Here is a 13,507-nt window from a genome sequence, read left to right as displayed (position 1 = left end):
GTGCTGACCTCCCCGTCCTCCGTCCCCCGGCTGGTCGTCGCCGCGCCCTCCTCGGGCAGCGGCAAGACGACCGTCGCCACCGGGTTGATGGCCGCGCTCACCGCGCGGGGGCTCGCCGTGTCCCCGCACAAGGTCGGGCCCGACTACATCGACCCCGGCTACCACTCGCTCGCGACCGGGCGGACGGGACGCAACCTCGACTCCTATCTGTGCGGGCCCGACCTGGTGGGGCCGCTGTTCGCGCATGGTGCGCGCGGATGTGACATCGCCGTGGTCGAAGGGGTCATGGGGCTGTTCGACGGGGCCGCCGGGGAGGGGGAGCTGGCGTCCACCGCGCACGTGGCGAAGCTGCTGCGGGCGCCGGTCGTCCTCGTGGTCGACGCGTCGTCCCAGTCGCGGTCCGTGGCCGCGCTCGTGCACGGGTTCGCCTCCTGGGATCCGGAGGTCCGGATCGGGGGCGTGATTCTCAACAAGGTCGCCTCCGACCGGCACGAGGAGTTGCTGCGGGAGGCGCTGGAGTCGGCCGGGGTGCCGGTGCTGGGTGTGCTGCGGCGGGTGGCCCAGGTGGATACGCCGTCCCGGCATCTGGGGCTGGTGCCGGTCGCCGAGCGGCGGGCTTCGGCGGTGGACGCGGTCGCCGCCATGGCGGAGCAGGTTGCCCGGGGATGCGATCTCGAGGCTCTGGTCGCGCTGGCGCGGGGTGCGGGCGCCTTGTCGGGTGCGGCCTGGGACGCGGCCGAGGCGCTTGTCTTCTCGCCCCCGCCGCCCCTTCCCGTCCCATCCCCGGGGGCTGCGCCCCCAGACCCCCGCTCTCGGCCTGAACGGCCTCGTCCTCAGACGCCGGACGGGCTGAGGGGGAGCCACGACGTGGTGGTCGCCGTAGCCGGCGGTCCCGCGTTCACGTTCTCCTATGCCGAGCATGCGGAGTTGCTCAGTGCCGCCGGGTCCGAGGTCGTCGTCTTCGATCCGCTGCGGGATGAACGCCTGCCGGAAGGGACCACCGGGCTGGTCGTCGGGGGTGGGTTTCCCGAGGTGTACGCGGCCGAGCTGTCGTCGAACGAGGCGCTGCGCAAGGAGGTCTCCGCGCTCGCGAAGTCCGGTGCGCCGGTCGCCGCGGAGTGTGCCGGGCTGCTGTACCTGTGCCGGGAGCTGGACGGGCAGCCCATGTGCGGGGTGCTCGACGCCACCGCGCGGATGAGCGAGCGGCTCACGCTCGGGTATCGGGACGCCGTGGCCGTGAGCGACAGTGTGCTGGCCGCGGCCGGGACGCGGATGCGCGGGCACGAGTTCCATCGGACCGTCGTCGAGCCCGGCTCGGGGTCGGCTCCCGCCTGGGGGGTGCTGGCCCCGCGACGGGTCGAAGGATTTGTGGAGCGCGGTGTGCACGCGAGTTATCTGCACACGCACTGGGCGTCCGAGCCCGGTGTGGCCCGTCGGTTCGTGGAGAGGTGCCGGACGTCATGAGCAGCAAGCTGGTCGGAGTCGGGGTGGGCCCCGGGGATCCGGAGCTGGTGACCGTCAAGGGCGTCAACGCGCTGCGGGCCGCCGAGGTCGTCGTCGTGCCCGTGATGGACGGCGGGGAGCGCGGGCGGGCCGAGGCCACCGTGTTGCACTACGTGCCGGCGGAGAAGATCGTCCGGGTCGTCTTCGCGCTCAACGAACGGACCGACCGGGCGCGGCGGGAGGCCGCCTGGGACGCCGCCGGGGAGCGGGTCGCCGAGTTGCTGCGGCAGCACGGCGGCGTCGCCTTCGCGACCATCGGCGACCCCAACGTGTACTCCACCTTCACCTATCTCGCGCAGACCATCGTGGAGTCGGTGCCGGGCGTGGTGATCGAGACCGTCCCGGGGATCACCGCCATGCAGGATCTCGCGGCGCGGTCGGGCGCCGTGCTGACCGAGGGCACCGAGCCGTTGACGCTGGTGCCGGTGACGGCGGGTTCGGCCGTGCTGAAGGACGCGCTGGCCGGGCCGGGGACCGTCGTGGCCTACAAGTTCGGACGGCAGGCCGCCGAGGTCGCCGAGGCGCTGCGGGAGACCGGGCGGATCGGGGACGCCGTATGGGGGTCGGCGCTCGGGCTGGCGGAGGAGTCCATCCGGCCCGCCGGGGAACTGGACGGCGAGCCGCTCCCCTACCTCTCCACGCTCATCGCGCCCGCGCGGCGCGAGGGCGGCCGGGGCGGCAAGCTGTGAGTCCGTCCGCCGCCGGCAGCCTGTCGCTGACCCGCACCGGCGTCGGCGTCGGCGGGTCACGAGGCCAGGCCCACCACCAGCCAGATGAAGGCCGCGCCCGCGATCGTGCACAGCACGGTCGAGCGGGCGGGGTGTTCGTGGTGCGCCTCGGGAAGGATCTCGGCGGCCGCCAGGTACAGCAGCGCACCGCCGAAGAAGCCCAGATAGCTGCCGAGCACCTGCTCGGGAATGCTGACGAACGACGTCGAGGCCGCGCCCACCACCGGTGCGGCGGCGTCCGCGAACAGCATGAACAGGGCCTTGCGGCGGGCGTTCCCGTACAGGCTCGTGATCGTGTAGGTGTTGAAGCCGTCCGCGAAGTCGTGGGCGATGACCGCGAGGGCCACGGCGGTTCCCATGCCGCCGTCCACCTGGAAGGCCGCGCCGATCGCCACGCCGTCCATGGCGCTGTGGCCGACCATCGCCGCGGCCGCCGTCAGGCCGACCTCGGGGGCCCTGCCGTCGTGCTCCTCGGCGCCGTGCGCGGCCTGGCGTACCGCCAGCAGCCGTTCCACCAGATGGGCCAGCAGGAAGCCGGCCACGAAGAGCAGCAGCGCGGCCGGGACGCCGAAGACCTCCGTGCCGGCCGTCTCCAGGGCCTCCGGCAGCAGATCCAGGCCGACGACGCCCAGCATCAGGCCGCCGGCCAGGCCCAGCACCAGATGGCGGCGGTCGGTCACGCGTTGTGCCGTCCAGCCGCCGGCCAGCGTCATGAGGAACGCGCCGAGCGCGACGAAGACCGCCATAGGCCCTTGCTATCCGATCAACCCCCGTTCGCGCACATCCGCGCCGCTCGCTGACGCCGGAAAACACGGACAAAGACCGCTATGAGAGGACCCGAACCCATGGCCGATGCCCCCACCGGCAAGGTGACCTTCGTCGGTGCCGGCCCCGGCGCCGCCGACCTGCTGACGTTCCGTGCCGCGCGTGCCATCGCCGACGCCGACGTGGTGATCTGGGCCGCGAGCCTGGTCCAGGCGGAGGTCCTCGAGCACGCGCGCGCGGGCGCCGAGATCCTCGACTCGGCGACGATGTCCCTGGAGGACGTCGTCGCCGTGTACGAGCGGGCCCGCCGGGACGGGCTGAAGGTCGCCCGCATCCACTCCGGCGACCCCGCCCTGTGGGGCGGTACGCAGGAGCAGCTCGACCGCTGCGACGAGATCGGCGTCGAGACCGAGATCGTGCCCGGCGTGTCCTCCTTCTCGGCCGTCGCCGCGCTCGCCCGGCGCGAGCTGACGATCCCCGAGGTCGCGCAGTCGGTCGTCCTGACCCGGCTCGGCGGCGGCAAGACGCCGATGCCGCCCGGCGAGGAGGTGCGGGAGTTCGCCAAGCACGGCACGACCATGGCGATCTTCCTGTCGGCGGCGCGCAGCGGTCAGCTGGTGCGGGAGCTGCTGGAGGGCGGCTATCCGACCGCCACCCCGGTGGTCGTCGCCTACCAGGCGACCTGGCCGGAGGAGCTGGTCGTGACGTGCACGATCGAGACGCTGGAGGAGACGGTCAAGGAGCACAAGCTCTGGAAGCACACCCTCTTCCTGGTCGGCCCGGCGCTCGCCGCGCACGGCACCCGCTCGCACCTCTACCACCCCGGTCACTTCCACGGCTATCGCAAGGCCGACCCGGAGGCCCGCCGGGCGCTGCGGTCGCGGGGTGCCAGTACGTGAGCCGGTCGATCACCGTCGTCGGCACGGGAACGGGAGCGGCGGTGCCCCCCGACGCGGTGGCCGGCGCCGAGCTCGTCGTGGGCGGGCGACGGCATCTGGACGCCGCCGGGCTGCCCGCGACCGTCGAGCGGATCGTGCTCGGTCCGCTGGCGCCGGCCCTCGACGCCATCGCGGAGTACGTCGACAAGGACCGGCGCGTGGTCGTGCTGGCCTCCGGCGACCCCGGGTTCTTCGGGATCGTGCGGGCGCTGGCCGAACGGTTCGGGGCGCACCGGCTGGACGTCCGGCCCGGCGTGTCCTCCGTGGCCACCGCCTTCGCCCGGCTCGGACTGGCCTGGGACGACGCCGTCGTCGTCAGCGCGCACGGGCGGGATCCGCGGACGGCCGTCAACGTGTGCCGGGCGCACCCGAAGGTCGCCGTCCTGACCGGGCCGGGCGCCGGGCCCGCCGAGCTGGGCGCCGCGCTCGCGCGCAGCGCGCCCGACCGGGTCCTCGTCGTGGCCTCCGTGCTGGGCGACCCGGCGGGCGAGCGCGTGGAGCGCGTCTCCCCCGCCGAGGCCGCCGGACGCGACTGGGGTACGGCGGTGAGCGTCGTCCTGTGTCTGGACGAGACGCGGGCGCTCGGTCCGGTACGGACGCTGGCCGGGCCCGGGGTCCGGCCCGCCGGGTGGGCGCTGGACGAGGGCGACTTCACCCACCGCGACTCGATGATCACCAAGTTCGAGGTGCGGGCGCTGGCCCTGGCCCGGCTCGGGCCACGCGCCGGCGACCTGGTCTGGGACGTGGGCTCCGGGTCGGGGTCCGTGGCCGTGGAGTGCGCGCGGCTCGGCGCCGCCGTCAGCGCCGTCGAGAAGGCGGCGGACGGGGTCGCCCGGATCGGCGCCAACGCCGAGGCGCACGGCGTCGACGTGCACGTGGTGCACGGCACCGCGCCCGGGGCGCTGGCCGGACTCGACGATCCCGACGCCGTGTTCGTCGGCGGTGGCGGCCGCGAGCTGCCCGGCATCGTCGGCGCGTGCGCGCGGCGGGCCCGGCGGACCGTGGTCGTCGCGATGGCCGCGCTGGACCGGGTCCCGGCGGTGCGCGCCGCGCTCGGCGACGCCGGGTTCGACTGCGACGGCGTGCTGCTGCACTCCTCACGGCTCGCGCCGCTGCCGGGTGAGGTGACCCGGCTGGCCGCGACCAATCCCGTTTTCCTGCTGTGGGGTGTCAGAGACGCCGTCGGCGCGCACCCTGTTCATCGAGAAGGAGTAGCCCTGTGATCGGCCTCATTTCCGCCACCGCGGCGGGGGCGGCGGCGCGCGGCCGGCTGGCCGCGGCCTGGCCGGACCGCACGCGCGTGTACGACGGCCCGGTCGGGGACGCCGTCCGGCGGGCGTTCGCCGAGTGCGAGCAGCTCGTGTGCTTCCTGGCGACCGGAGCGGTCGTCCGGCTGGTCGCGCCGCTGCTGTCCGACAAGACGTCCGACCCGGGCGTGGTGTGCGTCGACGAGGCCGGGCGGTTCGCCGTCCCGGTGGTCGGCGGACACGCCGGCGGCGCCAATGAACTCGCGCTGGCGGTAGGCGAGTTGCTGGGTGCGCAGCCTGTGATGACCACGGCCACGGACGCCGTCGGCATCCCCGGTCTCGACACGCTCGGCCTTCCCGTGGAGGGCGATGTGGCCGGCCTGACGCGGGCCCTGCTGGACGGCGAGCCGGTCGCGCTGGCCGCCGAGGTGGCGTGGCCGCTGCCGCCGGTGCCGTTCGCGGAGCGGGGGTCGTACACCGTGCGGCTGACGGATCGCGCGGTCGAGCCCGCGGCCGGGGAGGTGCTGCTGCGTCCGCCGTCCCTCGTCGTCGGGGTCGGCGCGTCCAGGGGCGCCCCGGTCGACGAGGTGCTCGACCTGGTCGAGGGTGTGCTGCGGGAGGCGGGGCTGTCCGCTCGCAGTCTCGCCGAGCTCGCCACCGTCGACGCCAAGCGGGACGAGCCGGGCATCGTCGAGGCCGCCCGGCGGCTCGGCGTGCCCGTGGTGACGTACACCGCCGAGGAGCTGTCGGGCGTCGCGGTGCCGAACCCGTCCGACGCGTCGCTCGCCGCCGTCGGCACGCCGTCCGTGGCGGAGGCGGCCGCGCTGATCGGCGGGGGCGAACTCCTGGTCCCCAAGCGGAAGTCGGCCGGGGTCCCCGCGACGGCGACCTGTGCGGTCGTACGGCGGCCGGGGCGTGGACGGCTCGCGGTCGTCGGGCTCGGGCCCGGCGCGCGGGACCTGCTGACACCGCGCGCGAAGGCGGAGCTGGAGCGGGCCTCGGTACTCGTCGGCCTCGACCAGTACGTCGACCAGATCCGCGACCTGCTGCGGCCCGGCACCCGGATCCTGGAGTCCGGGCTCGGCGCCGAGGAGGAGCGGGCCCGCACCGCCGTGGCGGAGGCCCGGCGCGGGCGGAGCGTCGCGCTGATCGGCAGCGGGGACGCGGGCGTGTACGCGATGGCCTCCCCCGCGCTCGCCGAGGCGTCCGACGACATCGACGTGGTCGGGGTGCCGGGGGTGACCGCCGCGCTCGCGGCCGGTGCGATCCTCGGCGCGCCGCTGGGCCACGACCATGTGTCGATCAGCCTGTCCGACCTGCACACGCCGTGGGAGGTCATCGAGCGGCGGGTGCGGGCGGCCGCCGAGGCGGACATCGTCGTCACCTTCTACAACCCCCGTTCGCGGGGCCGCGACTGGCAGCTCCCCAAGGCGCTCTCGATCCTCGCCGAGCACCGGGAGCCGACGACGCCGGTGGGCGTCGTGCGCAACGCCTCGCGCCCGGACGGCACCGCCCGGCTGACGACGCTCACGGAACTCGACCCGGCGTGGGTCGACATGATGACGGTCGTGACCGTGGGGAACACGGCGACCCGGAACATCGCGGGGCGCATGGTGACGCCCCGCGGCTACCGCTGGCAGGAGAACTCCCCCGCAAGCTCTCGGGAAAGCTCCCAGGAAGGCGCCCAGGAGGGCGCCCTGTGAACCGTGTGGTCCATCCGATCGAGCAGGAGTCCTTCCGGCGGCTGCGCGCCCGCCTGGACACCTCGCACTTCGCGCCGCTGAGCCGGGCGGTGGTGGAGCGGGTCATCCACTCCGCCGCCGATCTGGAGTACGCGACCGATCTCGTGCTGGACGAGGGCGAGTTGGCGAAGGCGCACACCGCGCTGCACGCCGGGGCGCCCGTCGTCGTCGACGTGGAGATGGTGGCTGCCGGGATCACCCGGCGGGAGACCGTCTGTCGTCTCAAGGACGCCACGTCCGGCCCCGGGCTGACCCGGTCCGCCCACGCGATCCGGCTGGCGTACGAGGAGGTCGGGCCCGGCGCCCTCTGGGTGATCGGCTGCGCGCCGACCGCCCTGGAGGAGCTGCTGACGCTGGACGCCTCCCCCGCGCTGGTCATCGGTCTGCCCGTCGGTTTCGTCGGGGCGGCCGAGTCGAAGGCCGCGCTCCGCGAGAGCGGACTGCCCGCCGTGAGCAACGTGTCCGAGAAGGGCGGGTCGGCGGTCGCCGCCGCCGCGCTCAACGCCCTGCTGTACACCCCACTTTCGTCCCCCGCTTCGCCCTCCGAGGAGAAACAGTGACCACCCCGCCGCCCGCCCTGCTCATCGCCGGCCATGGCACCCGGGACGAAGCCGGAGCCGAGGCGTTCCGTGACTTCGTACGGGAGTTGGGCCGCCGCCACCCCGAACTGCCCGTCGCGGGCGGCTTCATCGAGCTGTCCCCGCCGCCGCTGGGCGAGGCGGTGACGGAGCTGGTGGAGCGTGGCGTACGGCGGTTCGCCGCCGTTCCGCTGATGCTGGTGTCAGCCGGGCACGCCAAGGGCGACATCCCGGCGGCGCTGTCCCGCGAGAAGGAGCGGCACCCGGGGATCTCGTACACGTACGGGCGTCCGCTGGGCCCGCACCCGGCGCTGCTCACCGTGCTGGAGCGACGCCTCGACGAGGCGCTGGGCACCGTGGGGCGCACCCCCGACGACCTGGCCGACGTGACCGTGCTGCTGGTCGGGCGCGGTTCGACGGACCCGGACGCCAACGCCGAGGTGTACAAGGCGGCGCGGCTGCTGTGGGAGGGACGCGGGTACGCGGGTGTGGAGACCGCGTTCGTGTCGCTGGCCGCGCCGGACGTGCCGAGCGGGCTCGACCGGTGCGTGAAGCTGGGGGCGAAGCGGATCGTCGTGCTCCCCTACTTCCTGTTCACCGGGATCCTGCCCGAGCGGGTACGGCACCAGACCGAGGGCTGGGCGGCCGCGCACCCGGAGGTCGAGGTGCGGTCGGCGGACGTCATCGGTCCCGAGCCGGAGCTGCTCGACCTGGTGATGGAGCGGTACGAGGAGGCCGTCAAGGGCGACCTGCGGATGAACTGCGACTCGTGCGTGTACCGGATCGCGCTGCCGGGCTTCGAGGACAAGGTGGGGCTGGCGCAGCAGCCGCACTTCCACCCGGACGACGAGGGCCACCACCACGACGGCCACCACCATCACGGACACGCGCACTCCCATGCGCACTGAGGGACCCGCCGAGGGACCGGCCGAGGGGCGGGCCGGTGGCCACGACCTGCGCCACCACGGGGACGCCGAGGTGCGCGACGACGGCTCGGCGCTCGTAGACCTCGCGGTGAACGTCCGCGCGGACACGCCCCCGCGGTGGCTGCGGGAGCGCGTCGCCGCGTCCCTGGGCGGCCTGGCGGCCTACCCGGACGGGCGGCCCGCGCGGGCGGCGGTCGCGGCACGGCACGGGCTGCCCGTCGAACGGGTGCTGCTGACGGCGGGCGCGGCGGAGGCGTTCGTGCTGCTGGCGCGCGCCCTGAAGGTCCGGCGGCCCGTCGTCGTGCACCCGCAGTTCACGGAGCCGGAGGCGGCGCTGCGGGACGCGGGGCACAGCGTGGACCGGGTGCTGCTGCGCCCCGAGGACGGCTTCCGGCTGGATCCGGCGGCCGTACCGGAGACGGCGGACCTGGTGGTCATCGGCAATCCGACGAATCCCACGTCGGTGCTGCACCCGGCGGAGACGATCAGGCGGCTGGCCCGGCCCGGGCGGACGCTGGTGGTCGACGAGGCGTTCATGGACGCGGTGCCGGGCGAGCGGGAGGCCCTCGCCGCGCACACGGACGTGCCCGGCCTGGTGGTGCTGCGCAGCCTGACCAAGACCTGGGGGCTGGCGGGGCTGCGGATCGGCTATGTGCTCGCCGCGCCGGAGACCGTCGCCGACCTGGAGCGGGCGCAGCCGCTGTGGCCGGTGTCCACCCCGGCCCTGGTCGCGGCGGAGGCGTGCATGGGGGCACAGGCACTGGCGGAGGCCGCACACGCCGCGCACCGCGTCGCCGCGGACCGGGCGCATCTCGTGGCCGGGCTGGAGGAGTTCGCCGTGGACGGGGTGCGGGTCGCGGGGCCCGCGGAGGGACCGTTCGTCCTGATCCGGCTGCCCGGGGCGGACGCCGTCCGCCGGCGGCTGCGCACCCTGGGGTTCGCGGTCCGGCGCGGGGACACCTTCCCGGGGCTGGACGAGGAGTGGCTGCGACTGGCGGTACGGGACCGGGTGACGGTGAACCGGTTCCTCCAGGCGCTGGACCAGGCGTTGGCCCTGACGCGGGGATGAGGGCGGGGTACGGACCCGGGCGGGACGTCCCGGGTCCGTACCCCGCGCTCCGTCCGGTCAGCCGCGGCGGCGGGCCAGTGCCACCGCTCCCCCGCCCGCCGCCAGCAGCGCCGCCGCGCCGCCCGCGATGTACGGGGTCGTCGAGCCGCCGCCGGTCCGGGCCAGGTCCGCCTGGGCGGGCGCGCCCTGTGCCTCGACGTCACCGGCCGGGGCGGCGCTCGGCTCGGCGACCTGCTCCTGGCCCTGCTCCTGGCTCTGGCTTCGGTCCTGGCGCTGGCTTTGGTCCTGCTCCTGTTCCTCGCCCTGGTCCTGTTCCTCGCCCTGGTCCTGCGCCTCGCCCTGGTCCTGTTCCCGGCCTTGCTGGGCGGGGGCCTCGCAGGTGGCCTTCGCCAGGGTCAGGGTGCCGGTGACCTCGGCGACGTTGAGGCTCAACGGGTTGACGGAGACGGTGAGTTCGAGGGCGGTGGCGGCGGCCGTGCGGGAGGTGGTCTCGCGCTTCGACAGCTCCAGGCGGACTTCGCCCACGCCCGGCACCTTCACGTCCGTCGTGCCGCCGGTGCTCACCGACACCTTCTTGCCCAGGACGGTCACCGAGCCGAGCAGGTTGGAGACCGCGACCGGCGTCCTGCCGGCCTCGCAGGTCGCCTTGGAGGTGACCGTGCCGACCTCGACGAGCGAGAGCAGGGGGAGGCCGGGGACGTGCAGCTTGGCGTGGGCGAGGCGGGTGGAGGCCTCGGCTCCGGTGTCGTCGACGGTCGCCTTCGCCTCGGCGACGTCCGCGCGCAGGACGCTGAAGGGCTTTCCGCCGTCGACGCCGTTCAACTCGGCCGACAGCGCGGTCCTCTCGGCGCTGTGCGGAGCCCGCACCTCGTTGAGGGAGACGGCGAGCGGGATGTCGACGGTCTTGTCGAGCAGGGCCACGTCGAGGTCGGTGCGCAGGACGGACGCGCTCGCCCGGCCGTGGCCGGACGTCGCGTGGGCGGTGCCCGCGCCGGCCAGGACCGCGGGACCTGCGGTCAGAGCCGTGACCGCCACGACGGTGGCGACGCGACGGGCGCGCGCGGGCAGCGGGAAGTTGTTGCCGTTCAAGGGTGGGACCCCCAGAAGAGAAATGCCTCGGGACCCCGCAAGAATCACGTACGAGGGGTGAACGGTCAGCAGGGTGACGCGAGTTCACTCCAACGTGAGTTTTCCGTGCGTGTCTTCGAATCCATCGGCACGCACGTTCTCCACAACCGCCCGTGTCACAGTGCCTTCAGCTCACCACCGCGCCGTTCAGTACCACCCGGCGCGGTGCCGCGAGCACCCGTACGTCGGCGCGCGGGTCGCTCTCGTAGACCACCAGGTCCGCCGGAGCACCCTCGACCAGGCCGGGGCGCCCGAGCCACTCGCGTGCGCCCCAGGTCGTCGCCGAGAGCGCCGCCAGCGGCGGGATGCCCGCCGTCACCAGTTCCGCGACCTCCGCGGCCACCAGCCCGTGCGGCAGCGTGCCGCCGGCGTCCGTGCCGACGAAGACCGGGATGCCGGCGTCGTAGGCGGAGCGGACCGTGTCGTAACGGCGTTCGTGGAGCCGGCGCATATGGGCCGCCCAGCGCGGGAACCTGGACTCGCCGCCGGCGGCCAGGCCCGGGAAGGTGGCGATGTTGACGAGGGTCGGCACGATCGCCACGCCTCGTGACGCGAACAGCGGGATCAGCTCCTCGGTCAGGCCGGTCGCGTGCTCGACGCAGTCGATGCCCGACTCGACGAGGTCGCGGAGCGAGTTCTCGGCGAAGCAGTGCGCCGTGACCCGTGCGCCCAGGCGGTGGGCCTCCGCGATGGCCGCCTCGGCCGCCTCCCGTGGCCAGCTGGGGGCCAGGTCGCCCACCTCGCGGTCGATCCAGTCGCCGACCAGCTTGACCCAGCCGTCGCCGCGCCGGGCCTCCCGCGCGACGTACGCGACCAGGTCGTCGGGCTCGATCTCGTGCGCGTAGCCCCGGATGTAGCGGCGGGTGCGGGCGATGTGCCGGCCGGCCCGGATGATCTTCGGGAGGTCCTCGCGGTCGTCGACCCAGCGGGTGTCCGAGGGCGAGCCGGCGTCGCGGATCAGCAGGGTGCCCGCCTCGCGGTCGGTCAGCGCCTGCTTCTCGGCGACGTCGGTGTCGACGGGGCCGTGCGCGCCCAGGCCCACATGGCAGTGGGCGTCGACCAGGCCGGGCAGCGCCCAGCCCTCGACGGTCCGCACGTCGCGGGCGCCGACGGGACGGTCGTAGGAGACCCGGCCGTCGACGACCCACAGCCCGTCGCGGACCTCGTCGGATCCGGTCAGGATCCGGCCCTTCACGTGCAGCACCGCGCGATCGCTCATGCGTGCACCCTAGCTACTGCTCCGGCTCGCCCTTCCGGTCGCCCGTCCGGCCGCCCACCTGGCCGGAGGCGCCCTCCTCCACGTCCGCCATCGCGGGGTCGAGGAGGCGGGAGAGGAAGTGGCGGGTGCGCTCGTGGCTGGGGTTTCCGATGACCTCGGCCGGGGCGCCGTCCTCCACGATCACACCGCCGTCCATGAAGACGACCCGGTCGGCGACCTCGCGCGCGAAGGTCATCTCATGGGTGACGACCATCATCGTCATACCCTCGTCGGCGAGCATCCGCATGACCGCGAGGACATCTCCGACCAGCTCCGGGTCGAGCGCCGACGTCGGCTCGTCGAACAGCATCACCTCGGGGCCCATGGCCAGCGCGCGGGCGATCGCGACGCGCTGCTGCTGGCCGCCGGAGAGGGAGGCGGGGTAGGCGGCCGCCTTCTCCGACAGGCCCACCCGCTCCAGGTTCTCGGCGGCCACCCGCGCCGCCTCCGCCTTGCCGCGCCTGAGCACCCGGCGCTGCGGCAGCGTGAGGTTCTCGGTCACCGACAGGTGCGGGAAGAGGTTGAACTGCTGGAAGACCATGCCGATACGGCGGCGTACGGCGTCGATGTCGACGTCGGGATCGGTGAGCTCGGTGCCGCCGACGAACACCTGGCCCTTGGTGGGCTCCTCCAGCAGGTTCACACAGCGCAGCAGCGTCGACTTGCCGGAGCCGGACGGGCCGATCACACAGACGACCTCGCCCTGGCCGATCTCCAGGTCGATGCCGCGCAGCACCTCGTTGGCGCCGAACGACTTGTGCAGGTCGCGGACTTCGATCTCCGGTCGGCTCATTTCACGGCCTCCTGGGCCTTGGCCTCCATGCGCCGCACGACGAAGCCGAGCGGGATGGTCACCAGCAGGTAGCACAGGCCGGCGACCAGGATCGGCGTGGAGTTGGCGGTCGTGCTGGCCAGGTCACGGCCGTACTTGGACAGTTCGCGCTCCTCCAGCGTCACTCCGAGGAGCAGGACCAGGGAGGAGTCCTTGAAGAGCATGATCAGCTCGTTGGTGAGCGGCGGCAGGATGATCCGGAACGCCTGCGGGATGATGACGGAGACCATCGCGCGGGCGGGCGAGAAGCCCAGCGACCGGGCCGCCTCCAGCTGCCCCTTGGGGACCGCCTGGATGCCCGCGCGGAACGTCTCCGCCATGTACGCGGCCCCGATCAGACCGAGCCCGAGGGCCGCCTTGCCGTAGGTGCCGCCGACGATCTCCGTGCCGGGGAAGGCCAGCGGCACGGCCACGCCGATGAACACGAAGATCAGCAGGGCGGGCAGACCGCGGAAGATCTCGATGTAGACACCGGCCACCCAGCGGTACGGGCCCACGGAGGACAGCCGCATCAGGGCGATCACCAGACCGAGCACCAGGCCGAGGACGAAGCCGGACGCCGTGTACAGCACGGTGTTCTTCAGCGCCAGCGTGATGACGTCCGGGAACATCTCCTTCGCGATGTCCCACTGGGCGAACTGGTTCTTCAGCCGGCCCCAGTCCGCCGTGACCGCGAAGACGATCACGGCGGCGGCGAAGACGACGTACTGCGCGCCGCGCGAGAGGCGGCGCTTCTGTCGCCGCGTCAGGCCCTTCTTCTTCGGCTGGAGTCGTACGTCCGTATCGGCCATGG

Annotated in this window: 13 protein-coding genes; 8 read left to right on the top strand and 5 right to left on the bottom strand. The window is 74.0% G+C overall.

Going from position 1 to position 13,507, the window contains the following annotated elements:
• Positions 1-1,464 (top strand): cobyrinate a,c-diamide synthase, encoded by a 1,464-nt coding sequence (locus tag ACIRPU_RS25280; RefSeq protein WP_403871140.1) that lies wholly within the window; start codon positions 1-3, stop codon positions 1,462-1,464.
• A complete protein-coding gene (gene cobI, locus ACIRPU_RS25275; protein ID WP_355703909.1) occupies positions 1,461-2,192 on the top strand; it encodes a precorrin-2 C(20)-methyltransferase in 732 nt (243 codons plus the stop codon). Before ACIRPU_RS25280 ends, cobI begins: the two co-directional genes overlap by 4 nt.
• Positions 2,193-2,248: 56 nt before the next feature.
• Here cobI and ACIRPU_RS25270 read toward each other — a convergent pair whose 3' ends face one another.
• A complete protein-coding gene (locus ACIRPU_RS25270) occupies positions 2,249-2,977 on the bottom strand; it encodes a ZIP family metal transporter (RefSeq protein WP_355703908.1) in 729 nt (242 codons plus the stop codon).
• A 99-nt stretch (positions 2,978-3,076) separates the two neighbouring features.
• Between ACIRPU_RS25270 and cobM the strand changes: the two genes are divergently transcribed.
• The 6 genes from cobM to cobC are packed head-to-tail and all read left to right on the top strand — an operon-like array spanning position 3,077 to position 9,496.
• A complete protein-coding gene (gene cobM, locus ACIRPU_RS25265; RefSeq protein WP_355703907.1) occupies positions 3,077-3,895 on the top strand; it encodes a precorrin-4 C(11)-methyltransferase in 819 nt (272 codons plus the stop codon).
• Positions 3,892-5,157, top strand: coding sequence for a precorrin-6y C5,15-methyltransferase (decarboxylating) subunit CbiE (gene cbiE / locus ACIRPU_RS25260; RefSeq protein WP_403871135.1), 1,266 nt, complete (start codon positions 3,892-3,894; stop codon positions 5,155-5,157). Before cobM ends, cbiE begins: the two co-directional genes overlap by 4 nt.
• The gene (gene cobJ, locus ACIRPU_RS25255) at positions 5,154-6,884 is read left to right on the top strand and encodes a precorrin-3B C(17)-methyltransferase (RefSeq protein WP_403871132.1); all 1,731 of its coding nucleotides are present in this window, start codon (positions 5,154-5,156) and stop codon (positions 6,882-6,884) included. The genes cbiE and cobJ overlap by 4 nt, the downstream gene beginning before the upstream one ends.
• Positions 6,881-7,483 carry a precorrin-8X methylmutase gene (locus tag ACIRPU_RS25250; RefSeq protein WP_384116572.1) on the top strand — a complete coding sequence of 201 codons (603 nt, stop codon included), beginning with the start codon at positions 6,881-6,883 and terminating at the stop codon, positions 7,481-7,483. The genes cobJ and ACIRPU_RS25250 overlap by 4 nt, the downstream gene beginning before the upstream one ends.
• The gene (locus ACIRPU_RS25245) at positions 7,480-8,409 is read left to right on the top strand and encodes a sirohydrochlorin chelatase (protein WP_355703903.1); all 930 of its coding nucleotides are present in this window, start codon (positions 7,480-7,482) and stop codon (positions 8,407-8,409) included. The genes ACIRPU_RS25250 and ACIRPU_RS25245 overlap by 4 nt, the downstream gene beginning before the upstream one ends.
• Positions 8,399-9,496: an Rv2231c family pyridoxal phosphate-dependent protein CobC gene (gene cobC / locus ACIRPU_RS25240; protein ID WP_403871129.1), complete on the top strand. Its 1,098-nt coding sequence runs from the start codon at positions 8,399-8,401 to the stop codon at positions 9,494-9,496. The genes ACIRPU_RS25245 and cobC overlap by 11 nt, the downstream gene beginning before the upstream one ends.
• Before the next feature lie 57 nt (positions 9,497-9,553).
• On the opposite strand, the gene ACIRPU_RS25235 is transcribed toward cobC, so the two are convergent.
• From ACIRPU_RS25235 to ACIRPU_RS25220, 4 genes are all read right to left on the bottom strand, one after another.
• Positions 9,554-10,585 carry an SCO1860 family LAETG-anchored protein gene (locus ACIRPU_RS25235; protein WP_403871126.1) on the bottom strand — a complete coding sequence of 344 codons (1,032 nt, stop codon included), beginning with the start codon at positions 10,583-10,585 and terminating at the stop codon, positions 9,554-9,556.
• A gap of 166 nt (positions 10,586-10,751) precedes the next feature.
• Positions 10,752-11,843, bottom strand: a complete 1,092-nt coding sequence (locus tag ACIRPU_RS25230; RefSeq protein WP_355703900.1) for an amidohydrolase family protein — start codon at positions 11,841-11,843, stop codon at positions 10,752-10,754.
• A 13-nt stretch (positions 11,844-11,856) separates the two neighbouring features.
• Positions 11,857-12,675 carry an amino acid ABC transporter ATP-binding protein gene (locus ACIRPU_RS25225; RefSeq protein ID WP_355703899.1) on the bottom strand — a complete coding sequence of 273 codons (819 nt, stop codon included), beginning with the start codon at positions 12,673-12,675 and terminating at the stop codon, positions 11,857-11,859.
• Positions 12,672-13,505 (bottom strand): amino acid ABC transporter permease, encoded by an 834-nt coding sequence (locus tag ACIRPU_RS25220; RefSeq protein ID WP_355703898.1) that lies wholly within the window; start codon positions 13,503-13,505, stop codon positions 12,672-12,674. Before ACIRPU_RS25220 ends, ACIRPU_RS25225 begins: the two co-directional genes overlap by 4 nt.
• Positions 13,506-13,507 lie beyond the last annotated feature (2 nt).

The sequence above is a fragment of the Streptomyces sp. NPDC102259 genome, from assembly GCF_044766465.1.
Classification (GTDB): Bacteria; Actinomycetota; Actinomycetes; order Streptomycetales; family Streptomycetaceae; genus Streptomyces.
This window is presented reverse-complemented; position numbering and strand designations above follow the sequence as displayed.